This is a genomic window from Streptomyces sp. NPDC048417 (assembly GCF_040651615.1).
Taxonomy (GTDB): domain Bacteria; phylum Actinomycetota; class Actinomycetes; order Streptomycetales; family Streptomycetaceae; genus Streptomyces.
Genome location: NZ_JBEZKI010000022.1, coordinates 178437 through 202736, shown reverse-complemented (window position 1 = coordinate 202736; position 24300 = coordinate 178437). Strand labels below are relative to the sequence as shown.

Annotated in this window: 31 protein-coding genes and 1 pseudogene; all 32 read right to left on the bottom strand. The window is 71.5% G+C overall.

The window, feature by feature from the left end; all coding sequences use genetic code 11:
- Positions 1 to 88: 88 nt before the first annotated feature.
- A pseudogene (locus AB0D59_RS32335) lies at positions 89 to 379 on the bottom strand (hypothetical protein); the annotation flags it as partial.
- Positions 380 to 446: 67 nt separating this feature from the next.
- Positions 447 to 878 (bottom strand): hypothetical protein, encoded by a 432-nt coding sequence (locus tag AB0D59_RS32330; protein ID WP_362573000.1) that lies wholly within the window; start codon positions 876 to 878, stop codon positions 447 to 449.
- The gene (gene trpA / locus AB0D59_RS32325) at positions 871 to 1650 is read right to left on the bottom strand and encodes a tryptophan synthase subunit alpha (protein ID WP_362573035.1); all 780 of its coding nucleotides are present in this window, start codon (positions 1648 to 1650) and stop codon (positions 871 to 873) included. The genes AB0D59_RS32330 and trpA overlap by 8 nt, the downstream gene beginning before the upstream one ends.
- A gap of 58 nt (positions 1651 to 1708) precedes the next feature.
- Positions 1709 to 2269: a hypothetical protein gene (locus AB0D59_RS32320; RefSeq protein WP_362572997.1), complete on the bottom strand. Its 561-nt coding sequence runs from the start codon at positions 2267 to 2269 to the stop codon at positions 1709 to 1711.
- A gap of 44 nt (positions 2270 to 2313) precedes the next feature.
- A complete protein-coding gene (locus tag AB0D59_RS32315) occupies positions 2314 to 2913 on the bottom strand; it encodes a hypothetical protein (RefSeq protein WP_362572994.1) in 600 nt (199 codons plus the stop codon).
- A gap of 114 nt (positions 2914 to 3027) precedes the next feature.
- Entirely contained in the window at positions 3028 to 3834 is an 807-nt protein-coding gene (locus AB0D59_RS32310) for a hypothetical protein (RefSeq protein ID WP_362572991.1), read from the bottom strand.
- A 75-nt stretch (positions 3835 to 3909) separates the two neighbouring features.
- On the bottom strand, positions 3910 to 4098 hold the full coding sequence (locus AB0D59_RS32305) for a hypothetical protein (protein WP_362572988.1): 189 nt from the start codon (positions 4096 to 4098) through the stop codon (positions 3910 to 3912).
- On the bottom strand, positions 4095 to 4925 hold the full coding sequence (locus AB0D59_RS32300) for a hypothetical protein (RefSeq protein ID WP_362572986.1): 831 nt from the start codon (positions 4923 to 4925) through the stop codon (positions 4095 to 4097). Before AB0D59_RS32300 ends, AB0D59_RS32305 begins: the two co-directional genes overlap by 4 nt.
- Positions 4885 to 5622 (bottom strand): hypothetical protein, encoded by a 738-nt coding sequence (locus AB0D59_RS32295; protein WP_362572983.1) that lies wholly within the window; start codon positions 5620 to 5622, stop codon positions 4885 to 4887. Before AB0D59_RS32295 ends, AB0D59_RS32300 begins: the two co-directional genes overlap by 41 nt.
- Complete coding sequence (locus AB0D59_RS32290) at positions 5619 to 6128, bottom strand: hypothetical protein (protein WP_362572980.1); 510 nt, start codon at positions 6126 to 6128, stop codon at positions 5619 to 5621. Before AB0D59_RS32290 ends, AB0D59_RS32295 begins: the two co-directional genes overlap by 4 nt.
- A gap of 118 nt (positions 6129 to 6246) precedes the next feature.
- Positions 6247 to 6705 (bottom strand): XF1762 family protein, encoded by a 459-nt coding sequence (locus AB0D59_RS32285; RefSeq protein WP_362572977.1) that lies wholly within the window; start codon positions 6703 to 6705, stop codon positions 6247 to 6249.
- Positions 6702 to 8495, bottom strand: coding sequence for a TraM recognition domain-containing protein (locus AB0D59_RS32280; RefSeq protein ID WP_362572974.1), 1794 nt, complete (start codon positions 8493 to 8495; stop codon positions 6702 to 6704). Before AB0D59_RS32280 ends, AB0D59_RS32285 begins: the two co-directional genes overlap by 4 nt.
- Before the next feature lie 38 nt (positions 8496 to 8533).
- Positions 8534 to 9046 carry a hypothetical protein gene (locus tag AB0D59_RS32275; protein ID WP_362572971.1) on the bottom strand — a complete coding sequence of 171 codons (513 nt, stop codon included), beginning with the start codon at positions 9044 to 9046 and terminating at the stop codon, positions 8534 to 8536.
- Between the two features lie 78 nt (positions 9047 to 9124).
- Positions 9125 to 9943 carry a DUF317 domain-containing protein gene (locus AB0D59_RS32270; protein ID WP_362572968.1) on the bottom strand — a complete coding sequence of 273 codons (819 nt, stop codon included), beginning with the start codon at positions 9941 to 9943 and terminating at the stop codon, positions 9125 to 9127.
- The gene (locus AB0D59_RS32265) at positions 9934 to 10290 is read right to left on the bottom strand and encodes a hypothetical protein (RefSeq protein ID WP_362572966.1); all 357 of its coding nucleotides are present in this window, start codon (positions 10288 to 10290) and stop codon (positions 9934 to 9936) included. The genes AB0D59_RS32270 and AB0D59_RS32265 overlap by 10 nt, the downstream gene beginning before the upstream one ends.
- A 28-nt stretch (positions 10291 to 10318) precedes the next feature.
- Entirely contained in the window at positions 10319 to 11122 is an 804-nt protein-coding gene (locus AB0D59_RS32260; RefSeq protein WP_362572963.1) for a DUF317 domain-containing protein, read from the bottom strand.
- A complete protein-coding gene (locus AB0D59_RS32255; RefSeq protein ID WP_362572960.1) occupies positions 11119 to 11502 on the bottom strand; it encodes a hypothetical protein in 384 nt (127 codons plus the stop codon). Before AB0D59_RS32255 ends, AB0D59_RS32260 begins: the two co-directional genes overlap by 4 nt.
- Before the next feature lie 201 nt (positions 11503 to 11703).
- The gene (locus AB0D59_RS32250; RefSeq protein WP_362572957.1) at positions 11704 to 12546 is read right to left on the bottom strand and encodes a hypothetical protein; all 843 of its coding nucleotides are present in this window, start codon (positions 12544 to 12546) and stop codon (positions 11704 to 11706) included.
- On the bottom strand, positions 12543 to 13301 hold the full coding sequence (locus AB0D59_RS32245) for a hypothetical protein (protein WP_362572955.1): 759 nt from the start codon (positions 13299 to 13301) through the stop codon (positions 12543 to 12545). The genes AB0D59_RS32250 and AB0D59_RS32245 overlap by 4 nt, the downstream gene beginning before the upstream one ends.
- A gap of 25 nt (positions 13302 to 13326) precedes the next feature.
- Positions 13327 to 14028 carry a hypothetical protein gene (locus AB0D59_RS32240; protein ID WP_362572953.1) on the bottom strand — a complete coding sequence of 234 codons (702 nt, stop codon included), beginning with the start codon at positions 14026 to 14028 and terminating at the stop codon, positions 13327 to 13329.
- A gap of 48 nt (positions 14029 to 14076) precedes the next feature.
- Positions 14077 to 14502 carry a hypothetical protein gene (locus AB0D59_RS32235; RefSeq protein ID WP_362572951.1) on the bottom strand — a complete coding sequence of 142 codons (426 nt, stop codon included), beginning with the start codon at positions 14500 to 14502 and terminating at the stop codon, positions 14077 to 14079.
- A gap of 99 nt (positions 14503 to 14601) precedes the next feature.
- Positions 14602 to 15099 carry a hypothetical protein gene (locus tag AB0D59_RS32230; protein WP_362572948.1) on the bottom strand — a complete coding sequence of 166 codons (498 nt, stop codon included), beginning with the start codon at positions 15097 to 15099 and terminating at the stop codon, positions 14602 to 14604.
- Between the two features lie 34 nt (positions 15100 to 15133).
- Positions 15134 to 16933, bottom strand: a complete 1800-nt coding sequence (locus AB0D59_RS32225) for a hypothetical protein (RefSeq protein ID WP_362572945.1) — start codon at positions 16931 to 16933, stop codon at positions 15134 to 15136.
- The gene (locus AB0D59_RS32220; protein ID WP_362573032.1) at positions 16930 to 18072 is read right to left on the bottom strand and encodes an AAA family ATPase; all 1143 of its coding nucleotides are present in this window, start codon (positions 18070 to 18072) and stop codon (positions 16930 to 16932) included. The genes AB0D59_RS32225 and AB0D59_RS32220 overlap by 4 nt, the downstream gene beginning before the upstream one ends.
- Positions 18073 to 18266: 194 nt before the next feature.
- Complete coding sequence (locus AB0D59_RS32215) at positions 18267 to 18488, bottom strand: hypothetical protein (protein ID WP_016572176.1); 222 nt, start codon at positions 18486 to 18488, stop codon at positions 18267 to 18269.
- A 156-nt stretch (positions 18489 to 18644) separates the two neighbouring features.
- Positions 18645 to 19139 carry a hypothetical protein gene (locus AB0D59_RS32210; RefSeq protein ID WP_362572943.1) on the bottom strand — a complete coding sequence of 165 codons (495 nt, stop codon included), beginning with the start codon at positions 19137 to 19139 and terminating at the stop codon, positions 18645 to 18647.
- A gap of 314 nt (positions 19140 to 19453) precedes the next feature.
- Complete coding sequence (locus tag AB0D59_RS32205; RefSeq protein WP_362572940.1) at positions 19454 to 19699, bottom strand: hypothetical protein; 246 nt, start codon at positions 19697 to 19699, stop codon at positions 19454 to 19456.
- Between the two features lie 187 nt (positions 19700 to 19886).
- On the bottom strand, positions 19887 to 20414 hold the full coding sequence (locus AB0D59_RS32200) for a hypothetical protein (RefSeq protein ID WP_362572937.1): 528 nt from the start codon (positions 20412 to 20414) through the stop codon (positions 19887 to 19889).
- Positions 20411 to 21145 (bottom strand): hypothetical protein, encoded by a 735-nt coding sequence (locus AB0D59_RS32195; RefSeq protein WP_362572934.1) that lies wholly within the window; start codon positions 21143 to 21145, stop codon positions 20411 to 20413. The genes AB0D59_RS32200 and AB0D59_RS32195 overlap by 4 nt, the downstream gene beginning before the upstream one ends.
- Positions 21142 to 22158: a hypothetical protein gene (locus AB0D59_RS32190; protein WP_362572931.1), complete on the bottom strand. Its 1017-nt coding sequence runs from the start codon at positions 22156 to 22158 to the stop codon at positions 21142 to 21144. Before AB0D59_RS32190 ends, AB0D59_RS32195 begins: the two co-directional genes overlap by 4 nt.
- 58 nt (positions 22159 to 22216) lie before the next feature.
- Positions 22217 to 22759, bottom strand: a complete 543-nt coding sequence (locus AB0D59_RS32185; RefSeq protein WP_362572928.1) for a hypothetical protein — start codon at positions 22757 to 22759, stop codon at positions 22217 to 22219.
- Between the two features lie 703 nt (positions 22760 to 23462).
- Complete coding sequence (locus tag AB0D59_RS32180; protein ID WP_362572925.1) at positions 23463 to 24179, bottom strand: hypothetical protein; 717 nt, start codon at positions 24177 to 24179, stop codon at positions 23463 to 23465.
- Positions 24180 to 24300 lie beyond the last annotated feature (121 nt).

Here is a 24300-nt window from a genome sequence, read left to right as displayed (position 1 = left end):
TCCATCAGTTCGTGACGTAGATCCACTTCGCTCTCCTTGATCGTGATGACCAACACCGCGATCAACGAGGAGAAGAGGTGCAGATAACTGTGCACTGGCGTCGGGTCATTCCAGGCCGCCCGTCCTGATTGCGAATGTGGAGCGGCATGGAGGCGAACCGGTGATCCGGATCAAGGGCGTCTTGGCGGATATTTCCGGCCGACACGCGGAGTACGGGTATTCCCGCTGGCGCGGCTATCTCTTTTTCCAGCCGGTCAAGGTGTGCATAGACCGCTTGGGGTTCCCATCCGGTGTCGGCGAAAATCGCGTAGTCGACCCTGGGAAGAGTGCCCTCGGCTGACAGAGCGAGGAGCGTGCTGGATTGAACTCCGGCGCCCAGGGAGAGGCCGCGGAATCGGGGCTGATCTGAAATGGTCTGTCCTGGGAGTAGGGAAACGAGGGCGCTCTCACTGCCGGTCGCGGGACATGGCGTGGCAGAGGGCGGGGATGTGGTCGAGGAGGTCGGCGGCCGACGCGATGAACTGCTGTGGTGTCGGCCCGATCAGGACGACCCGTCCGGATGTGGTGTCGGCCCGGCGCTGGTTCTCTACGCTGCGGGCCAGGGCGGCGGCCAGTTCGGCGGCGGCCTCCTGGGCGGCCCTGGCGATCTGCGCGACCTGGTGAAGGAGCAGCAGGTCCGCGGGCGAGGGCGGCGACGCCTGCGCGCCGAGGGTGAGGAACAGCCGCAGGGCGGTGCCGGCGAGTTGCTGGGCGTCGTTGATTCGCGTGGCCAGGACGGAGGCACGGTCGGTGGGGCCAAGGCGCAGGGCGTGTTGCAGCGCGGACGCCTCCGACACGATCCGGGCGAGGTGCGGGGCCGGGTTGGTGGAGTCAGGCACGGGTCTCCGTGGCGGGGTGCGGGTTCAACGCCTGGGCGAAGGCGGCGGTCAGTGCCGTGGCCTGCTCGGGGTGGCTGGTCAGAGCGCGGACGATCGGGGTGCCGATGACGACGGCGTCCACCAGCGGGGCGACGCGTGCCGCGAGGGCTGGGCTGGAGATCCCCACGCCCGACACGACGGGCAGCGGCCTCGCGGCACGAAGGCGTGTCGTGAACTCGGCGAGCGCCGGGATGTCGAGCGGGCCGCGATATCCGGTGGGGGCCGTGCTGGCGGGTGCGTACAGCCATCCCGACGCGTCGGCGGTTACGGTGGCGAGGTCGGTGTCAGCGGTGTGGCGTGGCACGAGACGTGGGGTGCGGAGGTTCACGTCCTTCGCTGCGGTCTGCCAGCGCTCTGCCTGGTGGTCGGGAAGGTCGACGACCATCACGCCGGCGGCACCGGCGTCGGCGAACAGGCGGGCCAGGTGCTCGGGGCCGTGGCGGCTGACGGGTTCCCAGTAGGTCATGACGACGGTGGGCCGCAGTCCGGCGGCGTGCTCGACCGCGCGGAGGGTGCGGTCGAGGATGTGCCCGCGGCTCAGGGCGCGGCGATAGGCCGCTTGGATGACGGGTCCGTCGAGGCCGGCGTCATGGTGGGCGAGGCCGATCTCGAACAGGTCGGCACCGGCCTGTGCGATCTGGTTGAGCTGACGGTGCTCGGCGGTGGGCGGGTGCAGGCCAGCAGGAACGAACACGCCCAGCGCGCAACGGGGTTGGGTGAGGAGGGTGTGCAGGGGATCGGAGGCGGTCAGGGTGGTGGTGCCTTTCCCGGCGGTTGGACGGTGCCGGGGGTCAGCGGCGGCGTCCGGCCGGCGGAGTCGGGGTGGTCGCGAGGGCGGCGGTGCTGCGACTGTGACTGCGGTGCGGGCCGGGCACGGGCTCCGTGGTGGGCCGGCTGCTGAAGGCGGGAGCTACGCGGTCCAGGGCCCGGGCGATCTGCTCGGCCTGTTCGTGGGCGTCCTTGAGCTGCTTGGCGACGTCGGCGGGGAGCCGGTCCCATTGGGCTCGGTACTGGTAGCGCTGGATGATTTCGGCGGCGTTGCGCAGCTGCTCGGCGACCTGCCGCAGAACTGCGGTCTCCTGCTCGGGGGCAGTCGCGGTGTGCGTGGCCTGCAAGAGCGCGTCCAAGGCGGCGGGCAGCGGCTCGTCGTCTGCGGGAAGGCCGTAGAGGGTGGCGTGCAGGGCCTGGGCGTAGACCGTCACCGGCCCGCCCCGACCGCGGTCGCGGTACTCGACGGGGGCTTGCCGGCGGGCGCTGAAGCTGACGGTCACGTCGCGGGGTGCGGCGCCGGGGTGGAGCTGGTCGGCGAGGGCGCGGGCGAGATCATGCGCGGTCGGATTGTCGGAGGACATGGCAACTCCCATCGGGGCGGCAGTCATCAACGTTGTGAAGGTGGTCAGCGAGTGCGGCGACGGGACGGCGGCGCGGGCAGTGGGCCGGTGGCGGCAGCGGGGCGGCGGCCCACTGGAGGGATGTCGGTCGGTGTGGGGATGTCGAGGCCGACGCGGGCGCTGAGACCGTGGACGTATGCGTGCGTCTCGGCGGCCGTGACAGCGCCGAGCAGCCCGCGTTCATGCAGCCCGCCCCGCGGGCGGTACGACGAGCCGTCTGCCGTGAGGGTGAAACCGTGCTGCTCCAGGAGAGAACGGGCGGCGGTGGTCTTGCCGGTCACGGCAACGCTGCCGTCACGGAACTGGAAGTGCAGGTCCGGATCGCCTGCCGGATGGCCGGGGTTCCAGCGCGTCGTCCAGGAAAGGTCGATGAGGTCGTGGGTGTGGGCCAGGAGCCCGTACATCGCGACTCCGGCGCGCTCGTGCGCGTCCTGAGCGGTGCCAGGCGGCAGCAGGTAGAACTTGCGGCCGCGGTGTTCGCGGGCGAGGAAGCCGGCCTCGGTCAGCAGCCGGTCGGCGTTGCGGATGCGGCGGTTGAGGACGACGAAGGTGTGCCCGTCGTCGGTGGACCCGATGAACACATCGGGGATGTCCCCAAGTGACATGGCGGTCCAAGGGGTTCGGCGGTCGGGCCTCGGGGGCCGCAGGCCGGAACGGACTGACGGGGACCGAAGGGCAGGCGGCGGCAGAGGTGCGCGGCCTCGGGAGGTGGAGGTGGATCACCCGGTTGCTGCGCGTGCCGTGGTCACGGTCGGGCGGCTCGCGGGACGGGCGGCGGTGGGCACGGGTGGCCGGGGAAGGCCGAAGGTGGCAGCCAGGCCGCGGGATCCGTCGGCGGTGAGGTGGACCCGCTCGTCGTGGTGCCGCCGTGAGCATGGCTCGCGGGTCACCAGGCCCCGGGATTCCAGAGAACGGACGGTGCTGATGGAGACGCGGACGCAGTCGCTGCGGATGATCGGCCTGTCACCGGCGATCGTCACCTCGCCCTGCGCGATGGCGCGCAGGGCGGCGCCCTGAGTGGTGGACAGTGCAGGCGGCTGGTGCAGCGGGCGGGCGCCCCGACGGCGCCGTTCGGCGATGAACAGCTCGGCGGTGGCCAGCGCGTCCTTGGCACCCAGGGCGGTCAGGTCCCGCACGAGGGTGAGGCGGCTGCGGGCCTCATCCAGGGCTTGCTGGGAGGTCAGGAGCAGACCGTCGTCGTTGACGGGGATCCCGGCGCGGGTGACATCGAGGATGTCCGCGGCATCCAGGAGATGGTCGGCCGCGATGATGGTCAGCTGAGCGAGCTGCTTGACCCGCGCGTACACGGCGTGGATCGCGGGACTGTGGTACATGGACTGCGCGTTGAGGACGTCCACGATGTGCAGCGCCGAGTCGCTCAGGTGCTGGGCGAGGGCGGTCTGGTGGTTGAGGGCGGTGGCGGGGCCGGAGGCGGTCAGCCGGATCTCGGCCAAGGCATCGTTGTGCCGGGTGAAGTCCGCGGCGAGAGCGAGGAGGTGCTCGGCCGGGACGGTCGGGTTGCTCATCGGGGGTGGAGGGTTCCGTTCAGCGACGGGGTACGGCACGGTCGAACTGGGTGCCGGCATGGTGCACGTGCGGGTTCACGACGGCTCCGCGGACGGGCGTGAGGACCGCGGCGTCCAGGTCCTGCACGAGGTGGGGGACGTTGCGGAAGGCGCGCTCGACCGGGCGATCAGCGGGCCGATCGCGTTGGCGAGCCGGTCGATCCCGGCGCCCGCGAGACGGCGCGGTGAGACCAGGACGCGGGCGTGGGGCGCGAAGCGTGTCACCGGCGTGCTCCCTGGATTGTGGGAGGCGTGGTGGAGACCAGAGCGGGGCCGGCTGTGGCCGTGGGGCGCGGCCTGGCCAGAGCCTGGTGGCCTAGCTTGGTGACGGTGATCTTCTGGCCGCGCGACAGCCGGGTGCTCATGTCCCGGCCGACGAGCCCGCGCTTGTGCAGGGCCCGGAAGGTGGCGATCGAGATGCGGGTCCCGTCCCCGGTGGCCACACGGGTCGCGCCCAGCCCCCGCTGCGCACTTTCATACAGATGTCCGCTGCCGAGGGCGAGGGCCTTGAGGGCGTCGTACTGGGTGCGGGTCAGTGCGGGGACGGCAGCCGCCTGCGCGGAGACCGTTTCCTCGCGTGCGGCGTCAAGGTCGCGTGTGATGCCGGCGGCGACGTAGTGGCATCCGGTCGCGCTCAGGTCGAGCTGGTGGGCGGCGTCGGCGAGGTGTTCGGTCATCTTCGGGATGGCCGCGGTGTGCCGAGCGGTGCGCGTTGCGGCGTCGTCCGCGGGATAGCCGGGGAACGGCGCACCGTCGTAGGGGTTGGCGATCAGCGCGCTGGCGAGGTCGTTGCCGGCCAGGGAGGAGGCGACCGCGACCGAGGCCAGGCACTCCAGGCTGGAGCGGCTCCCGGCGACACTGGTGTACGCGCTGGATTCGAGCGTGCCCAGGTGGACGAGGACGGTGGCTGTCAGGTCCTGGGCCTTGAGCAGGAGCGGGCTGATCTGGCGCAGTGCGTCGGTGCCCGGGGTATAGGAGAGGTCCCGGACGCGAGCGTGCAGGGCCTCGAACTCACGAGCCAACGTGCGCAGTTGTTGTACCTGTTCTGCCAAGTCGAGCAGAGGCATCGGGCGGTGTGACTCCGGAGGATCGGTCAGCGGGTCCGGGCGGCTGACTCCGCGGGGGCGGGCGCGGGTGTCGTGCCGGGGGGCCTTGCGCTGTGCGGGCTGCTGATGGCGGCGGCCAGGGCGCTGATGCCGGCCGCGGTGAGACGTACGCGGTCTTGCGCTCGCTGCGGTAGCGGACGTACTGCCGGCCCAGGGAACTGGTGGCCACGACGTTCCCGCAGCCGATCTCCCACAAGGCGGTGCGGTGCGCGGAGGCCAGCCGGTAGTCCGGAACGTTGCCGGTACTCCCGCGTCGGTGTCGTATCTCGTAGGCGAGGGTGCCGGCGCACTCCATGGCCGCCTCGGGTGCCAGGGCGGTCAGCGTGCGGGCCGTGTGGGGCCCGTGGTCCGCGGATGCGCTGCTCAGGAAGGCGAGCTGCTGGAGGCGGACCACCGCGTCCGACAGCTCGTGACTGTGGAAGAGACGTTCGTCGGCGACCGCTTTGATCGCGGCGCGGGTCGCGGCGGCGAGTTGCTCTGCGGAACCGGCGTGGGCGTCGAGCTCGGACGATGGCCCGGCCCGCAGAAGACGGTCGAGCATGTCGTTGTGCTGCACGTACTGGTCCGCGAGCAGCAGCAGCCGCTCGATGGGCGTCCGCGGGGTGGCTACGTCGAACAGGAGTCCCTCGGACGGTGTCGTCATACGCGGCGCCGGGTGGCGGGGACCGGTGACGTGGCGGGGGCCTGTTGCGGGCTGTGCCGGCGGGCGTCGCATGTGAGCTGCCGGTCCTCGGCGCGCTCCGAGAACGAGGCGAGGCGGCGGGCGAGCTGTCGGGCCACGGCGCGATAGGTGGTGGCCGCTCGCCGCATCTCGTCACCTGCACGCCGGAGTTGATCACGGCTGGTCGCGTGGGTGGAGTCGGCGTCCTGGGACAGCAGGATCTCGGTGCGGTGGTGGATGGCGAGGTGGCACAGCGTGGCGGCCAGGGAGATTTGAGCGCAGGCACCGGCCAGGCGCGCCAGGTTGTCGGCGCCGCCCTTCATCGCGGGGTACTGGCTGACCGACAGGTCGTGGAGCTGGCGTGTGCACTGCATCGCCAGCTCGTGCACCTGCAGGCTCAGGGGCGTGATCTCTCGGACGGGCTTGGCGATCTCGCCCTCCCGGATCCGTGTTGCCTGCGCGGACAACTCCTGCAGGGCGGGGGCCACTTCGCCGAGAAGGCGGGTGTGTTCGGTCAGGTCGGCGGTGTGCAGGACAACTCCGGGGGCGGGGCAGTACGGGAAGTTGGACGATGGTCGGCCGGTTGCCGTGCAGGAGCGGGCTCGGTCAAGGGGCTTCCCACAGCAGGCGGGTGACGTGGTCGTTGCCGTGGTCGGTTCGTGGGCGGGAGGGGGTGTGCCATCCGGCCCGGGGCGGGCGGCTGGCGATGATGTGCCACCCGGCGCCGCGCAGTGATGCGCCGCTCTCGGCGTCCTGGGTGTAGGTGACCAGGCGCCGGTACCCGAGGGCCTTCGCCGCGCGCCACGATGCGCCGTAGAGCAGCGAGTTGGCGCTGCGGGTGCCGTCGCCGCCGGTCCGGGTGACTTCCAGGGTGACGCCGTCGTCGAGGTGGCGGGCCACGGGCCGGCCGACGATCGCGACGGCGCGCAGGGTGCCGGTCTCGTCGGCGGCGCCGACGGCAAAGACCTGTCCGGCGGGCGGCGGGTGGTGGCGGTGCCAGGTCCGCACGAACTCCTTCGCCTGCCGTGAGTGGACCGGCACCAGGTGCAGCAGGGCGTCGCTCACACGGCCTTCTGGAAGTCGGACTGCGTTGGCGTGTGCTTCGCGACGGCGCGGGCGGTGATCGCCTGCGACGCGCGGGCGGACGCCGCGGACAGTTCCCCCGCGCCGGGCTCCCGGTACCACGGCCGAAGATCGAGCATGGCCGCGCGCATGCCGGTGGCGAAACACAAGGCCGTGCCCTTGGGCAGGGCGCGGATCGCGTCGGCGGGCAGGATCCGCTCCTGCCGCATCGAGACCGACGTGCTCTTGCCGGACTCCGAGTGCGAGGTGGACGTGGTTTCCACGTCGTGGTCGCCGATCAGGCGGGACAGCTTGTCGGCGAAGTCGGGGTCGTCGATACCGGAGCCGATGACCTTGACGGTCGAGGCGGACCACATGGCGTCCATGCCCGCGTCTCCCCAGACCTTCTGGCCCTGGCGGTAGGACTGGAGGATGGTGATCGGGATGATCCCGCGGGAGCCGAGGTGGGAGTACAGGTCCGGCAGGTCGCTGATTTTGCACACGTTGGCGGCCTCGTCGAGGATCGCCAGCATGGGCGGATCCAGGCGCCCGCCGACGCGTTCGGCCTGCGCGGTCGCGGCCCGCATCACCGAGTCCGCGCACGCGGCGATGAGCGCTGAGACGCCGCCTCCGCCGTCCTTGCTGAGCAGGAACAGCGTGTCGGTGGACGTGACGAATTGCTCCGGCCTAAATTCCGGGACGTCCTTCTGCGGGGTCACCCACGCGGCGATCTCTGCGTTCAGGAGCGCGGAGGCGTACTGCCGGGCGGTCTCGTAGATGCCGTCCCTCGTCTCCGGGGGGCCTTCGACGGTGCCCTTGAGCTGCGCGGCGACGGCGGTGAACTTGTGGTCGCGCAGGATGTCGAGGGGCGTGCGGTCGGCGGGGAAGGCGAGCCACTGCATGATGTCGGTGATCGGGCGTTCGTCGAGCGCTGCGGCCAGCAGTAGTTGGGACAGGATGTTGCTGCCGGCCTTCGACCAGAAGTCGCCTTGCTGGGAGGCGTCCACGGAGGCGGCGAGGAAGTGTCCGGCGAGCCGGTTCGCCCCGTCCAGGGTTCTCGCGCCGGCCAACGGGTTCCACCACATCGAGCGTTCGGCGTGCGCGATCTGCTGCGGGTCCATGGTCCACACCGTCCCCGCCCGGGCTCTTGCCTCGTAGGCGGTGGTGAAGGCGTCGCCGGCGGCCTTGTTCGACGTCAGCAGGACCGGGCCGGGTGCGCCGAGCATGGAGGGGATGGCGAGCGAGGTGGTCTTCCCGGACCGGGGCGCCATGATCGCGACGGCGACGTCCTCGAACCCCATCCGCACCTCGTGGCGGCTGCCCTGCAGGTTGCCGAGAAGGATGCCGGTGTCCTTCGCGTCGATGTGCTTGATGTCCTTCAGGCTGGGGCGCAGGGAGCGGGCTTTGTCGGTGATCGCCTTGGCCATCAGCGGCTCGATGTCCCGGGCCTTGGCCATGTCGGTGACCTTCTTCTTCCGCCCGCCGCTGCGGTTCTTGTGCCGGGCCCACAGGACGCCCGCCCCCGCCCCGAGGGCGAGGAGCAGGAGAACGGGGACGATGCGGGCCCCGATCAGCAGGGACGTTTCGCCTGCGGTGGGCCAGACCTGCTCGGGGTGGAGCAGGGCGTTGGTCGGCTGGTAGGGGGCCCAGCTGGTGCCGGTGAGGTAGGCGGTGATGTTCCCGGACAGCCAGGCCAGGTGGGCGAGGGGGACGACGACGGCGAGTACGCCGATCAGGAGGCGCAGGACGAGGTCGTATCCGTCGGTGTTGCTGCTGGAGGAGGAAGGGGGCAAGAGCTAGATGCTTCCGGTCGCGGGAGTCGGGGGCATGGTCACTTCCGGGCCAGGATTCGCCGGACGGGTGCGAGGGCTGATGTGGGGACCAGAGGAGAAGGGGCCTTGCGGGCTGCTGTGTTGATCTCCCGGAGCGCTGTGCCGTGGGTGGCCCAGTCGTCGAGGTAGCTCCACGATTCGGCGTGGTGTTCGGCGAGGGCGTCGTCGAAGTCCGGTGTGCCGGGCTTGGCGGTGGCGGGGAGGGCGTCGCGGGTGAGCAGCCATTGCTGGTGTAGTCCGTCGAGCCGGTCCAGGGCGTCGCCCAGGACGCCCAGTTGGTAGACCCAGCGGCTCTGGACCGTCTTCTCCGGTAGTTGGGTCAGCTGTGTCTCGGCGGTGGCCAGCAGGTGCCGGGCGCCGTAGCGGAGGGGCTCGAACGCTTCGGCGGTGTCTGCGTCGCGCTGGCTCGCGCGCAGGCCGTAGGCGTGGTCGTCGTAGGGCCAGCCGTCGAGGTCGGTGTGCTCGTCGGAGTAGGTGTCCCAGGCGCCGAGGATCTTCTTGCTGTCCCGCATGTAGTGGTCGAGGTGGCGCAGGAAGTCGCGGTGTGCGTGGTGGTCGAAGGTGGGGATGGGCGGGGGTGTCCTTCCAGGTCAGCGGCGTGCCGGTGCCCGGGTGGCGCCTGGGGCAGGGGGCGTGGCGGGCCGGCTGTGCTGGCGCCGGGCGGCACGCGCCCGGACCCGGATCGCGTCGAGCCGGGCGGTGTGTGCCTCGACCACCTGCTTGGGGGTGAGTGGGCTGGGCTCCTGGACGACGCTGTAGTGGGCGGTGCGATCGTGCATGCCGCGCTGAAGGGGGCTGGGGTCGGCGAGCGCAGTGACGAAGGCGTTGACCAGTGGCCGGGGTGTGCGGGCGGCGAACCGTGCCTCCCACAGGCGGGGACCGAAGCGGCCACGGTCGGGATCGCGCACCTCGATGTGCCAGGACACCTCGGAGTCGTCGCGTTCTTCGACGCGCCGTTCAACGCGACACGTTCCGTCCGGCGAACTGGCCGCGCCCTGGGCGTCGATGAGCCAGCCCGCGGCGTCGAGCACGTCCAAAGGGGTGGTGTCTGCCGAGGGCGTGGAGGTGACGACGGCGTCGGTGAGCCCGCAGATGATCTCGGCGGGGGCGAGTTCGCCGAAGTAGGCGTACCAGCCGTCTTCGTTGTCCGTGCGTTCCGCCCACAGCCGCCACCAGGCGAACATGCCGGCTCCCGGATCGAAGCCGAGGCTGTAGCGGCGGTCGGGGCTGGCGAGAACCATCTCGGGGCTGAGCGGGTCGGAGGTGCGCTGCCATCCGGCGACGGCCAGCCCGTGCGTGATGTGCCGTGCGTCGCCGGGACCGGCGAGATGGCGGGGGCTGGTGTCGAAGGGGATCTGCCAGGCGTGCTTGTCGGCGAAGGCGGCGAGCTGTCGTTCGCTCAGCGGCACAGGCAGGACTCCTGCTCGCTCGCCGGCGAACTGCCGTTCAGGTCGCGGAGATCGTCCAGCACGTAGTGGAGGGTGTGCTGGTCGGCCAGTTCCCACGCGGCCGTGCGCAGCTCGGTGATCAGCAGGTCGCCCTGCGTCGTGCGCGGTGTGTCCGGGTTCTCCTGTATGGCGCGGGCGAGGGCGCGCAGCGTGTCGGCGAACTGGGCGGGCAGTCCCTTGTACTCGTCGAGGAGGGGCTCGACGAGGGCGAGGGCTTGTGCGGGGTCGGGGTTCTCGCGCAGGTAGTCGGTGAGGTCCGCGAGCGTTTCGGTCAGGGTGCGGATGGCGTCCGGGGTGAGTGCGGGCATCGGGCTCCTCGGGGCGGGACGGTCGCGGTCAGCGGCGGGTGAGTGCGCCGCCGGCCGGGGCGTAGGGGCGGGCGGTGGTGCGCGGCCTGGTGCTGCCGGCGCTGTTGCGGGCCCAGGTGGCGGCGCGGGCCGCCGTGATACGGGCCTGCTGCCAGGCACTGAGCTCGGAGGGCTTCACGGACACGGACCAGGTACGGATCTGCGCGCTCATCGGCACGCGTCCGCGCGGGCGCAACACTGGGTCCGGGCTGGCGAGTTCGCTGGAGAAGGCTTGCACCAGGTGCATCGGGGTGTTCGGCGTGAACGTGGCCGTCCAGCCGTTGCCCTGCGTGTCCTGCGCGCCGGTCCACCACATCGCCGCCCCGTCGAGGCTCTGCCAGTACTGCATCCACGCGGTGCCGTCGGGGCTCGTCGCCGTGTAGTGCTGGCCCTCGAACCGGGTGTGCCAGTCCTGCTCCAGCAGCGGGGCCCAGATGTTGGGGGCGTGGGCGGAACGGGGACGGGTGAGGGCGTCGGTCAGACCCGCGACGATCTCTACCGGGGTCTGCCGGCCCAGGTGGGCGGACCACTCGCCGTTCGCCCTGCCCGCCCGGCCGTGGATGGTCCATCCGCCGGGAAGGCTGTAGGGGTCGTAGGCGACACGGACGGTGCGGTCCGGGCTCTCCATGTACAGGGGGCCGCCTGTCTTGGACTTGTCGCGCCAGCCGGACGCGCGCAGGAACTCCGAGACGTGCCGGACATCGCCGCCGCCGGCGAGCGCACGGGGCTGGACGAGGTAGTGCTGCTCGGCCTGTTCGCCGGGTCCCCAGCCCTGCCACTGCTTCTTCCTCACCGGTGGCGCCGCACGACGAGCGGTGCGGGCGCCGGAGGCTTCGCCGCCGTAGTAGCGGGCTGGGCGCCGACGCGCTGGAGGGTGTCTTTGTGTTCGTCCAGATCGAGGGTGATGTCGCCGAGTTCGTTGGAGGCACGGCCCAGGGCGAGCCACACCTGCGCGGGGAGCGCGCCGCGCTCTGCCTGGTCCTTGGCGAACACGCTGCTGGCGGCGACGAGATGGGTGACGCCGCCGAGGACTCCGTTGTCCGGGTCGAGCACGCGGGCGATGACCTGCGCGGCCTCGGGCGGGGGAAGCTGCGAGAGGTGGTCGGCGAGCTGGCCGAGCTGGCGGGCGATGGCGTCGGCCAGTTGCTCCAGGTAGGGGGTGGGGTGGGTCATGCTCCTCCGGGTCGGTGGACGGTCAGGGGTGGCGCTGCCCGAGGCGCTGTGACTCGGAGAGGACGGCCTCCGGACGGCCGCCGGCCAGCGGGGAGGTGCGGTCGGGGCCGGTCGGAATGCAGGAGCGCAGATAGCGGCGGAAGAGGGCCGTGGCGAGTCGGGGCTTGAGCCGGGTGCTGATCGGTGGGGGTGTGCGGGTTGCTACGGGCTTCTCCGGTTCGGGGTCGGTGAGATGGGCGGTCCCGCCGCGGTACCGGGACCGCCCAGGCGCCACACGGGGTGCGGCGGCCGACGCTGCAGGCAAGGGGGGAACCGATTGGTCTTCAGAGCCTTGATGTAGGTCTCGACGTCCTTGCCGCATCCGTCGGCCAGGTTGGCCGTGAGGTTCTCCGCGGTCAGCGGCGGCGCGATTCCGCAGGCCGGGCGCGGCCCGCCGGCAGTGGTGAGGCAGTGGCCGTGCCGCTGTCCAGAGCGTGCGGCGTGGTTGCGGGCGTGGAGGATGGCGCGCGCGGCCTCGCTCATGGAGGCGGCGGTGCTTCCGAGCCGCGCGAGGGGATCGGTCTTCCCGAGGGGCGCGGCCTCCTGGAAGTCGTCTGCGGCGATCCAGACGCGGACGACGACTTCTCTGACGAGGGGCAGCAGCCCCTGGACGGGGGCTGCGACCTCGGTGAGGACCTCGGCCACCTCGCTGCCGGTGGTGGCGGTAGCGGCTCGCTCGGCGAGTCCCGCCAGGTAGCGCAGGGCGGCCTCGCGTTCACCGTCCGGGACGACCAGCATGTTCAGTGCGGGGTCGAGGTAGACGCTGTGCCCGGCGGCGAGCAGAGCGTGCGAGGTGGCGGTCGCCTTCAGCCGCTGCTGCTCGACGGGCAGGCCGTGCGGCAGCCGGTGATCACGCGGTCCGGGGGCGGAGAGGAAGCCCCCGGTTCGCTGGAGAATGTCCGCGGCCTGCTCGGTGCCACCGAAGGCCACGACCAGGTCGGTGCGGGGGTCCCTGGTGATGGTGACGTACTCCAGCACCCAGAAGTCGGGCTCTGTCTGCGTCACCGAGATCGGGCGGTCGTCGTGCGCGCGTTGGCGGCGACGGGCGGCGCGGTAGCGGGCGCGGCGGCGGGCGCGGTCTGACCCGCAGGATGCTGCAGAGCGGTGCTGATGCCGAGCGCGTCCAGGCGCGGGCCGATCTCGCGCAGGGTCCGGGCCTGGGCCTGGGTGTCGTCACCGCGCAGGCGGTAGATGCCGCTCTGCGGATCATGGACGAAGCCGTGGGCTATCAGGACAGCGCTGGCGCGGTCGTCGGCGGGTGCGGTGGCGATGCTGCCGTCCGCCTGCCAGGTCAGGACGACCCGGTCCGGCTGGGAGAGCCGAATGTGGCCCAGGGCGTTGTGACGGGCCTGGGCGAGGGCGCGGTCGTAGCGGGCGAGCAGGTCGCCGGCGACCTGCTCGGCGCCCAGGAACGGGTCGTCGGCCAGGGCGATGCCGTTGGGCTCGCGGACGGCGCGGTACGCCTCGTCGGGCAGGGCGTGCGGGGCGACGGGGGCGACGAGGAACCCGTCGCGCTCGTCGTACCGGTCCACAATGACGAGCTGCGCGCCGTCGGGCCGGCTCAGGACGGCCGCTTGCTTCAGCGGATGCTGGGCGAGGGAGGCGGCGACCAGGTCCAGGTCCCATATGCGGTCGGCGAGTTCGGCGAGGTCGTCCTTGGCATCCGGCTCCAGATAGAAGCTGGTCCAGGTATCGGGGAGTTCACCGGCAAGAACGTCGGCGTACGAGGCGAGGCGCTCGGAGGTGTCGTGGTCGTGCATGGTGTCCTTGGGCAGTTGCAGGGGGTCAGCGGCGCAGGCGGGTGGCGCTGACGGGCAGGGGCGCCGGGGCCGGCAGCGCACGCGGCGGTGGTGGGCAGGCGCACACCGCGGATCGTTCGGTCTCGTGGTCGGGAACCTGTTCGGCACAGGCCCGGCGGCCGGGGTGAGGGCTGTACCGGTCGGCCAGCCGCTCGTGGGTGTGTGCGAGGTCGGAGCGGATGACGCGTACGTATTCGTCGGCGAGGTAGCGCAGGCGCCGGGCGGTGTAGGGGTCGGAGGGGTTGCCGAGGCCGTCGAAGAAGTCCGCCAGGGCGCCGAGGGTGTCATCCAGCCCGGCGAGGACGCCGTCGTGAGGCGCAGTGAATTCGGTGAGGATGGAGGCTGCTTCGTCGGTATCGGTGGCTTCACGCAGACGCTCGGCGAGGCGGGAGACCGAGGCACCGAGGGCGGGATAGCGCACGGGCCGGGCATCGGAGTCGAAAAGAGGGTCGCAGTCGACGTGGTATCCGGCTGCCCGCAGGCGTGCGACGGCGTTGGTGGCGAGGCGGGACTCGTCGTCCTTGGCGCGGGCGGCGGGCGCCCGGTGGTACGTCTCGTGGAGGCGGACGACGGCGACGAAACCCGCGCGCTGGAGGATGCTGTGCGCCTCGGAGTCACCGCCGCGGGCGAGGAGTTCGTCGGAGTGCGGGTCGCGGCGGATGTCCAGGAAGCGGTCAGTACGGGGCAAGGAGACGTTTCTCCTACGGAGATCGGTGGGCGTTGCGCCGGACGGCGATCACCGGCCGCTCCGGACGTCGGAGATGTGCACGAGCTGGCCCAGGGCGGTGGTGGTGTACCAGCCGCAGTCGATCAGCTCGTCGCGGCCGGCGAACCGGGCCAGGAGCGTCTCCTCCATGGCCCGCAGGTGGATCAGGCAGTCCGGGCAGCGGCGCGCGAGGTGCAGGAGGTAGCGGGGGTGGGCGGTGACGTAGGACTGGGCGCCGCCGGTCGCGTCCCGCAGCCGCCACCCGTCCTCGTCGGTCGGGGTGTGCCAGGACGGGGCCACGACGCGCATCGCGTCACCCCATAGTTCCCCGCCGGCCACCCCCTTGATGATGACGACGGTGTCACCGGCCTGGAAGTGGGCGTGGGTGACGTCCCGGTCGGGTGTGAGCGGGTCAGGCGTCGGCGCGAACGCCGACGTGGGTGGAGGCTGGGACATGCAGTTCCTTCCGCGTAATCGGTGGCGGGGTGGGAGGAACAATGGTCCGGAGGAACGCCGGTTTGGCTAACCGGCGGTCTCCGGCTATGTTGCCCGCCATCAGCGGAACGGGTTCTCCGTCCCGCGGTCCGCCTCACCGGCTGCGTCGAGGAGTTCGAGCAGGTCAGGACCTTCGGCGTCGCGCTGATCGATCCACCAGCCGGCCCGGGTGACGGTACGGGCCTTCTCCTCCAGCTCCGCCCAGTCCGCCTCGTCCCACGTGCCCTCCACGACGAGCGCGGTGTACGCGGCCGTCATCAGCTGGTGACGGGAGCGCTCACCCCAGGCCAGGGCCTTCTCCGAGCCCTCCAGCTGCGGCATGCCGAACTGCTGCGCCCACGCGACGGCCGCCTCCTGCTCCTCGGCCCGCTTCGTCGCGAGCCACTCCTGCTTGGACTCGGATCCGGTATCGCGCGCTGCCTTCCAGCAGTCGGTGCAGTCCTTCGACGCGAGCCAGCGGGCAAAGCCCGCCCTCTGGTCGGCAGGACGATGGGACAGATCGTGATCCACGCTGTGGGAGCAGGCGTGCTCCACGGTCCAGGTCGTACGTATTGCCACGTGGTTGTTCCTGCTTTCTGTCTTCTGTGTTGTCTCAGCGTGTCCTGCGGATGGCGTCTGTGGCCGCCGTGGCGATGGCGACGGGAGCGCTCGAGGGCTGGGGCAGGTGCAGCAAGGTGGTCCCCGGCAAGTGGTGGGACTTCGCGGTGAGGGTGAGCTGGAGTACGGCGCAGCCGGCGGTCGTGAGCTGCTTGACGCGGGTGACGGCTTGAGCGGTTTCGTCGCTGCCGTACCGGGCGTCGGTGACGATCACGAGGAGGCGGCCGGCGCCGGGGCGTCTGAGTTCGAGGCCGTGGTCGAGTGCGTCGATGGCGTCGCCGAGGTTGTGGTGGCCGCCGTTGGCGTCGAACGTCGTCACGCGCTCTGGTGCTCGGTGGGTGGGTCGGGTCAATGCGGTCAGGTGCCTGTCGTAGGCGATGGTGGCGGTAAGGGAGTCGGGGTCGGTCAGGGCTGCTGCGCGTGCCACGATCCAGGCAGCGGACGCGACGGGCGCGCAGGCGGCACGCATGGAGCCGGAGACGTCGACGGCGATACCCACACGCAGCGGTGGTGTGGGGGAGTTCCGGCGGCGGGTGTGGGTGAACGGTTCCGCGGTGGGGACCGACCCGGCCGCGCGCTGAGCGTCGCGGGCGAGGGCCGCGCGCATGTTGAGGCGGCCGGGCGGGGTGGGGCTGGTGGTCCGCTCCTCGGTCCGCTCGCGGTAGGCGGCGGCACGCAGGGCGCGGCTCAGGCGCGCGGCGGCACTCTGCTCGGCGGCGGTGGGCCTGCGGGTGCCGGTGACCGGGTTGCCGTAGGGCGCCGGTGTGCCGTCGGGGGTGACGGTGGTGCCACGGGCGTTGAAGACCGACTTGGCGGTGGCGGCGGCTTTGCGTCGCTGGCCGGCCCGCTGGGCGCGGTCCTGAGCCTGCTCCTTGGACTGCGCGGCCATGGCGTTGGTCGCTGCGGCATGTGCCGCGAGGTCGGCGGCGTCGGTGGCTGCCGTGCTGTCCATGACGACCCCCACGGCGCCGGACAGCAGATCGGTGAGGTTCTCCGGCACGGGCAGGGCGGGGGCCGCAGTGTCCAGAGCGTCGCACCATTCTTGAGCGTGCGCGAGCATGGTCGTGGCATCGTGGTCGGCGCACTGGTGGGCTGCGGTCCAGATGCGGGTGAGTGTGGCCAGCAGGTTTGCGCCCAGCACCTTTTCACACAGATCGGCGACGGCCCGGGTCTCGCCGGCGTCCAGGATGCCGACGTCACGGCGGCCGAGGACCAGGGCCGCCACGGCGGCGGCGTGCTCGATGCCCTTGAGGGTGGGGTGGGCGATGTCGGGCATGACCAGGGTTCGGGCACTGGTGCGCAGGTACGTGCGGTCCGTGGGCCGCGTGATCAGGTGTGCGCCTTCGACACGGCTCTCCTCCAGCAGGAGCGCGGCCTCGACGACACGGGGGTTCGCTCCGGCAGGCGCCGTCCAGACGGAGTGGGCCGCGTGCGCGGCCTCGTGGACGAACACGCCCCAGGCGGCGGGATACCGCTCCTCGTCGCCCACGATCCGCGGATGGATCTCGTGGGGCTGGAGCGGGGCGAACAGGCCGGCGTCGAACTCGACCTCGCCCAGAGTGGGGAAGAACGCGGCCGGTGCGCCGCTGCGCGTGCCGGGGCGGCAGGTGACGAGGAGGTCCTGGCGGCCGGAGAGGGCGACCAGCCGATCGCCGAGTTCGGCTCCCACGCGCAGCCACGCGGCCGGGGAGGAACGGGGTTGCGCGGGCGGGGCGCCGTCGTCGTCCCATCGCGCGAGGTCGGCGTCGTCGTCCGGCGTGGTGGCGGGGGACTGGACGTGGTGGTGGGCGCTCATCGCGAGCGGCCCCGGTGCGCGGAGCCGGTGCTGCCCGGGGGCTGCCGGACGGCCGAGGCGGAAAGCTGCTTGCCGAGGGTGAGGGGGCGGACCTCCTTGACGCCGGCAGCCTTGATGACGGCAGCGGCGACGGCGTCGCGATCCTCCAGAGGGGCGATGCCGACCAGGTTCGCGAGCGCGGCTTTGGTGCCGAGAACGGCCTCGGTCTTCTGGTAGCTGAGCAGCTCTCGCAGTTGGGGGGCCCAGCCCAGCTCGCCGAGTTCGACTTGGCGGGCGAGGTGTCGGGCGACCCGGACCACCCGGGCATCGATCCTCAGCGCCAGGGCGAGGTCATAGTCCGTACCGATCTGGATTTGCACGCTGAACCGGCTCGCGAGCGCCTCCGTCAAAACCGCCCCGTGGACGCCGGGATTGTGGCCCGCCACCACGTAGAAGCCCGGCTCGGCCTTGATGGTCTCGCCCTTGTGGGCCTTGACCTGGATCTGCCTGCGCCCGTCCATCGCGGGATACAACGCCGCCAGGACCTTCGGTGAGATCAAGGTGGCATCGTCGATCAGCAGGGCGCGGCCCTCGGTCATCGCGGTGACCAGCGGACCGTACTGGAAGACGTAGGCTCCCGCGTCGTCCTGTGTGTACTCGCCGATCAAGTCGCCGACCGTGGTGTCGCCGTCACCAGCGACGGTGAGCAGGTCCGGGAACGCCGCCTCGACCAGACTCGTCTTGCCGGTGCCCGGAGGGCCGTAGAGCAGCACCGGCACGTCGGCGTCGCGCAAGCGATTCAACGCCTCGACGTCGGGCAGATCGGCCAGCTCCCGGGGGTGGTAGACCTGGCCCCCCGCGCGGCGGATCGGGCCGGTCTGCCTGGGCGTGGCTGCTGCGGGAATGGTCGTGCGGGCCGTGGCCGCCTGGACGCGGGGAGAGTGGGTGCCCGGTGGGCTGATCACAGCGGTCTGCGCGGCTGCGGCGGTTTTCGCGTTCGCGCGGAACTCCGGTTGTCCGGTTCCGCCTTGGTCGGCCTCCCCGCGTCGCACCAGGGTGAGGGCGGCGTTGCGGACGGCGCCGTGGGAGTGGCCCAGCTGCCTGGCCATGTCCCCGATGGTGAGCGTATCCGCCGGCCGGTCGGCGAGCAGTCGGGCCACCTTGGCCCGTAGTTCGCCGCCCTTGGTGCGCGCTGGACCGGTAGGCGTTCCGGGTGTGGTCAAAACGAGGCCCCTTCAACAGGTACGGGTGCGGGCGGGGCTGGCGATGCGCTGGAGAGGCTGGCCGCTCTCGGAGCGGATCACGGACTGTGCCGATATCGGCGACCGGGCCAACCGAGGCGTACCGTCGGCGCTCACCGGCCGACCGAGGGCTCGGTCCAGGTGCACGGGATGGCCGGCGACGAGCAGCTCGCTGGCTGCCGAGCAGGCCCGTGCGTCCGCTCCGTACCGGGTTCCGTCGCTCGGCAGGCGCAGCCTGGCGTCTCTTCGAAGCCGGCCTGGAGCAGGATCCGCCGGGCGGCGGCGTTGTAGCCGGTGGTGGTGATCTCGCCGGTGATGGTGTGCCGGATCGTCATGAACGGCTCTGCTGGTGCTTCGGGCAAGGCGGATCTCCTATCGGTGGTGGCGGGAAAGCGGTGGGGTGTTGGGCGAAGACGAGGCGGGCCCGGAGCTTGATGACCACCGTGATCAGGGGTGCGGCCAGGTCATGGTCTGCGCGGCACGCGGGTGATTCAACGGCGTGTGGTGTTGCGCCGGGACGCGGTGCTGGATGGGGGCTTCGCGGGCCGGGCAGCGCGGGCGGGCGCAATCACTGGAGGCGGTTTATCGAAGGTCCAGTGGGCGGGGTGATCGCTGAAGCGAGTGAGGGGGTCGGTGTCCCAGGGGACGAGCGGTCCCCAGCCCGCCTGGATCCTGACGCTGATGACTTCGATGCTCCCCGGGCGCAGGATGTAGCCCCACTCGAAGTCCTGTTCAGCGGCTGACTGCGCGGTGATGGTTTCGCGGGCGGGCGGGGAGCCGTCCGGGGTGATCAGGAAGTTGTCGAGGGCCCTGCTGCGAAACTGCATACCGCCGGTCAGCTCGGTGACCAGCGCGGGGGGTGCCCCGTCGAGGAGATCGGTGCCCAGGGTGTCCCAGCCCAGGGTGACGCTGTCGATGAGGTGGTGCGCCATGGCGTCCACGTCACGGTTGAAGCGGTACTGGAACGCGGCGAGGAGCAGGGGCACCTTGTGACTCGGCTGGCCGATGTAGTGGACGCCGATGCCGCTGTAGCCGTCGCTGGTGCGGCGGGCAATGAAGGAACCGGTCGACAGGAGTGTCTCCGGGACGACGAGGGTGAACTAGCGGCGGGCGGCGGGGCGCGAGGGGCTGGCCTGTGCCGGGGCTGCGGCAGGAGCGCTTTGAGGCCGGCTTCCGCGCGGTGTCCGGATGGAGGACGGGGTGTCGAGGGAGGACCAGGCAGCCGGGTGGTCGTTGAAGGCGGTGCGCGGGTCCACGGACCAGCTCACGAGCGGGCCGATGTCCGCGTGCAGGAGGCTGATCACCTCGACACCCTCCTGGTGCAGGACGTACCCCCACTGCATGTCCTCTCGCCGGCGGTCGTGTCGGTGACCGACATGCGGACCGGCGGGGAGCCGTCCGGGGTGACCAGGTGGTCGAGGGTTCGGCTGGGCCAGTGCTCGCCGCCGGTCAGCGCGTTCACGAGTGCGGGCGGAGCGTCGTCGAGGAGATCGGTGCCGAGTTCGTCCCAGCCGACGGCCACGTCGTCGATGAGGTGCCGGGTCATGGCCTCGACGTCCTGGCCGAACCGGTATCGGTAGGCGGCGAGCAGGAGGGGGAGCTTCTGGCTCGGATCACCGTCGAGGTGGACATAGATGCCGTCGTAACCGGATTCGGTGGGCCGGGCGATGAAACAGCGGGTGGACAGAGGTACTCCAAAACTGCCAGGACGCGCGGGACTTAGCGGAACAGGTCTAGGGCCGGCGGCGTGGAGACTGGGGGCCTGAGGCATCGGTGGCCCGCTGGTGTTGCTCGGCGACGCCCGGCGTCGGGGCGGGCCTGTGTAGGGGAGCGGTGACGGATTGCAGCGCCCGTTTCAGACTGCGCAGCCCCGCCGCGTGCCCGAGCGTCAGGGCCAGTTGGCTTTCGGCCGTGGCGGCGGGGGCATGCCGGTAGGCGAGGCGGTGGGTATCGGCGAGTCCGGTGAGGGCCGTGCTCAGATGCGTGGCGGCCCGGTTGGTGTGCACGAGCGCGGTCGCCAACTGCGCCAGGTACTCGCGTCCCACGGTCGTGGAGGCGATCGGGCTGTCGGCGGATTGACGGAGATCCGTGAGGAGGCCGGTCGCGAGGTTGTGCACGGCGACCAGTTCGTCGGTGGTGGGTGTGATGGCGGCCCGCGCGTTGTCGGCCTCGGGAGGCACGAGGGCGGCGGCGGTCTCGGTGATGCGTCGCTGCCAGGTGGTCAGGCGGGCGTGAACGAAGGCGTCGTTGCTCAGGCTCATCGGCGCTTTCCCTTGTAAGCGGCTGCTCCTGGCAGGGGCGGGTGCGTACGTGGTCCGTCGTTGGTGTGCAGGGTGATGTGGAAGTTGTGGTGCCGCAGGCGCTGCAGGCCGGTGATCAGGTGGCGCCGTACCTCCTGGGGGCTGAGGGCGTCGGGAAGGTGGCACTCGCCGGTCGCGGGGTCGAGGAGGAACCCGCCGTGCGCGAGGAGTTCGGCGTTGGCACCGAGGTAGCCGGAGCGGATCTGGGGGCGCTGCTGGTCGTCGAAGGCGACGTGGACCTGCATGTGGCCCGGACTGCTGCGCCGGATCACGATCGGGGCGGCGAGCCGGTAGGCGAGCAGCAGTTGGCGGTGCAGGGCGGCTGCGGCCCGGACCGGGTCGTCGGGAACGGCGATGCCGCGCGGGGCCCGGATGCCGCGGGCATGCCAGTAGCTGGTGTTCGCGGGCAGCATCGGCAGCACCAGGTACTGCCTGGGGCGGTGGGGGCGGGGCAGGACGTAGAGCTGGAGGCCCCAGTGGTGGGTGAGCACGGTGCGCCGGGCGCCGGCTTCGTAGGCCGTGTACGGCATGGGGCCGCTGTCCCACATCCGTGCGCCCGCCGGTTCGTCGGCGATGAGCACGGTGTGGGGGGAGGGCTGCCAGCCGGGCAGCCGCTCGGCGAGAGCGTGGGCGAACTCGGTGAGGTGCACGGGAGGTTCCTCGTGGGGGTGGTCGTCGGTGGCGCTGGTCACGAGGAGGCGGTCATGCCGTGGGCGTCGGTGCGGCGGCAGGTGTAGCCGAGCAGCGTCGACTTGCCCGGCGTGGTGGGGACGGCGGCGACGTCGGAGCAGGTGAATTCGTATGTGAAGTAGGGGCTGTTGGTGGTGCCGAGCCAGGAGCGGTCGTTCTTGTCCGGGATGATCTCGAAGCCGGAGAAGACGGTGTCGCGCTGGGTGTGGTTGTGGGCGAACATGACGAGGGCCTGGCCGTCGGCGGCCTTCAACGCGTAGCTGCCGGTGAACTCGGGGGCGGCGGCCGAGAACGTGGTGACGCCGTGGCTGCCGAACTTGTGCACCGTCTTGTCGTGTGCCTTGATCTGCCGGGCGGTCGCCTCCGAAGAGGTGAAGACCTTCCTTCCGCTCAGGTCGCCGCCCGTGGCGAAGTTGTCGCCGACGGCTGTACGCAAGGTGGTGACCGGCGTGGCGACGTCCTTGCTGGAGGTGGCGTCCAGGGCGGTGGCGTAGCCGTCGGCGTCGAGGGAGACCTTCGGGAGCTTCTTCGGGTCGTCGAGGTCGACCGCGGCGACCATCTCCCACCGCTTCGTTGTGGCCTGCTGGGCAAGGACCATCACCCGGACGTGCTGCTTCTTCTTGCCGCTGCGGGTGACGGCGGCGAACCACCGCTGCTGGCCGGCGCGGAAACGGGGGATGTAGACGTCGGTGGCGGCGAGGTCGTAGGACCACGGCTTGTACGGCTCGCGGTCGGCCTGGGGCAGGCCCTCGTTTTCCTTGTAGTCGGCCACTGACATCGCGTAGAGCGGCCCGTCCTCGACCGTGTCCAGGAGTGCCCGGTTGCGGTGTTTGTTCGCCTCGTTGTTGATCTTCGAGTAGTGGGCGATCTGGGCCAGGGCCTCCTTCCTCGTCAAAGCCGGCAAGGCAGTCGGGGAGGGCGAAGCGCTGGGGGCGGTCTTGACCGTGGTGCTGGCGTTGTTGCTGGTGGCGCAGGCGGTGGCGGTGAAAGCGGCCGTGATGGTGGCGGCGAGCACGGCCGTGGTGCGGCGGGCGAGGGTGTGCTGGGGGATGTGGTGCTCCGGGTGCGTACGGTCAGTGGGTTCGGGTGGGGACCGCGGCTGCCGCAGGCGCGGGTGGCGCGGCAGGGGCTGGGGGCCGGGTGTCGGCGGCGGTCCGCAGGTGCTTCGCGGCGTCGGCGAGATGCGTTCGGGTTTGCGCGATGCGGTCTGCGAGATGCCGGTGGCCGGTGGTCATCGCACGGGCCCGGCCGGGTGTCGGCGCTTGGAAGCTGAGGTCGGCGAGAGTGTCGAGCACGTGGACGGCGGCACCGAGCGAGGCGAGCGCGGCACCGGCAGGCTCGGCCGCGCGGGCGAGTCCGCCGGCGAGGCGGCGCTGAGCGGCCGTGACCTGGGAGGGGTAGCGGTCGGCAGCCCGGTGACGCGCGGCGTGCTGGCCGGCCAGGTAGCCCAGCAGACGGGCCAGGTGGCGGACTTCGTCGCCCAGGAGGTCACTGAGCACCGGGTCTGCGCAGATCTGGTCGGGCAGCGGGAGCTGGTCGGCGATGGAGTTGAGCCGGTCGGCCACGTCGTGCAGCAGCATCCGCTCGTCGAGGTCGCTGGCAGCTTCAGCAGGCATCAGAGGGCTACCGCCGGGCCGCAGACGGTGTGCCCGCTGCCTGCCCGGCGGTCTCGATCAGCAAGGTCGTGCGGGTCGGCAGCACGGGCTTCGCCAAGGTCATCGGCTGGGGCCGCCCGGCGCAGCCGGGGGCGGGGGCGGGGGTGGCCCCGGCAGCGTTCCGCGGACTGTGCGGGCGCGTTGCGTGAGCGGGTCGGGATCCGGTGGCGGGTCGTAGTGCGCCCGGAGGATCTTCAGGTCGGCTTCGGCTGCCATCGCGAGGGCGGAGGAGATACGGCTGGCCGCGTCGCGCAGGAGCTTCGGCGGTGACCCGGTCTCCGCGCCGCGGTTCTGGTTCTTCCAGCGGGCGGCCAGGGCCAGGTGGTCGATGACCTCTGCGAGGAACGGCTCGACCGTGTCCAGCAGTGCGTTGAGGACGGTGCTGAACTCGGCCGGCGTGTCGGCGGCGTCCAGTGCCTCCCGGTACGGGCTCAGGTCTGGGACGGGGAGCGGCGCGGCTGTCAGTGAATGTCGGGCGCGGAAGGCTTCTGCGTCGCGCTTGGCCCATCGGTGCAGGTCGTCTGTGGTGGCCGAGCCGGTCTGGTGGGCTCGGATCTGCTCCGCGGTGCGCCCGACGTTGTCGTACAGCTCGAAATCGGGGTGCTGCAGGGGTAACTCCGGAGAAGGGGAAGGGGCGTTGTGGTCGCTTCGGGCGGGGCTGTCGTCACGAGCGGTGGTGCCTGCGGGGCGATGCCCGGGAGGGAGGCGCGAGTGCTTTCACGGCGCCGCTCACCGGCTGGGGAGCTCCGTGTGCGGTGCGTGGGGGTGGGGGGCTCGTCGTTCTGTCCGGCGGTGGGGTTTCGGGGACACCGCCGAGGAGGGAGGGGCGGTCGCCGAGGTCGCGGAGCCAGCTCAGGAGCTTGGGCAGGTTCTTGTCGGGCCCGTAGGCGAGGTAGGTTCCGTCGGCGGTGTCGCAGCCGAACCACTCGGCGATCCCGGGTCGGATCCGGGAGTTGACGCGGCCCATGTGCACGCTCTTGCCGAGTCCCTTCGCCTCCCGTGCCAACCGCTCGGCGACCGGGCCGAGTTTCCACTCGGTCGATCCGGCCAGGAAGAGGACGTCGAAGGCATCCCACGGCAGCAGACCGGGCGCATCGCATCCGTCCTGTGCCGCGTAGGCCGCCGGAACGCCCAGTTCGCGGATGCGGGCCAGCCAGGGCAGGGACTCGATCAGGGTGCCGGCTGCGTCGAACGGCTCATCCGGGGCGAGCGCCCACAGACACCGGTCAGGCCCGTACCGCTCGACGGTGCGGCTCAGCCATGCGAACCATGCCTCGGTGCCCGGCCAGTAGCGGCCTTTGCCGTCGCTGCCGAACTTCGAGTTGTCACACGCGTACAGGGCGCCCTCTGGGATGCGGCTGCCTTGCGCGGGAGTGGTCATACAGCCGATGCGCCCGGCGCTCATCGCAGCCCGGATGTCAGGCCCCGAGGGAGTGCCGAGATACAGCACCGCCAACCTCCCGCGTGGACGGAGCGCGGGTCCGCCGGCCTGTGGGAACCCG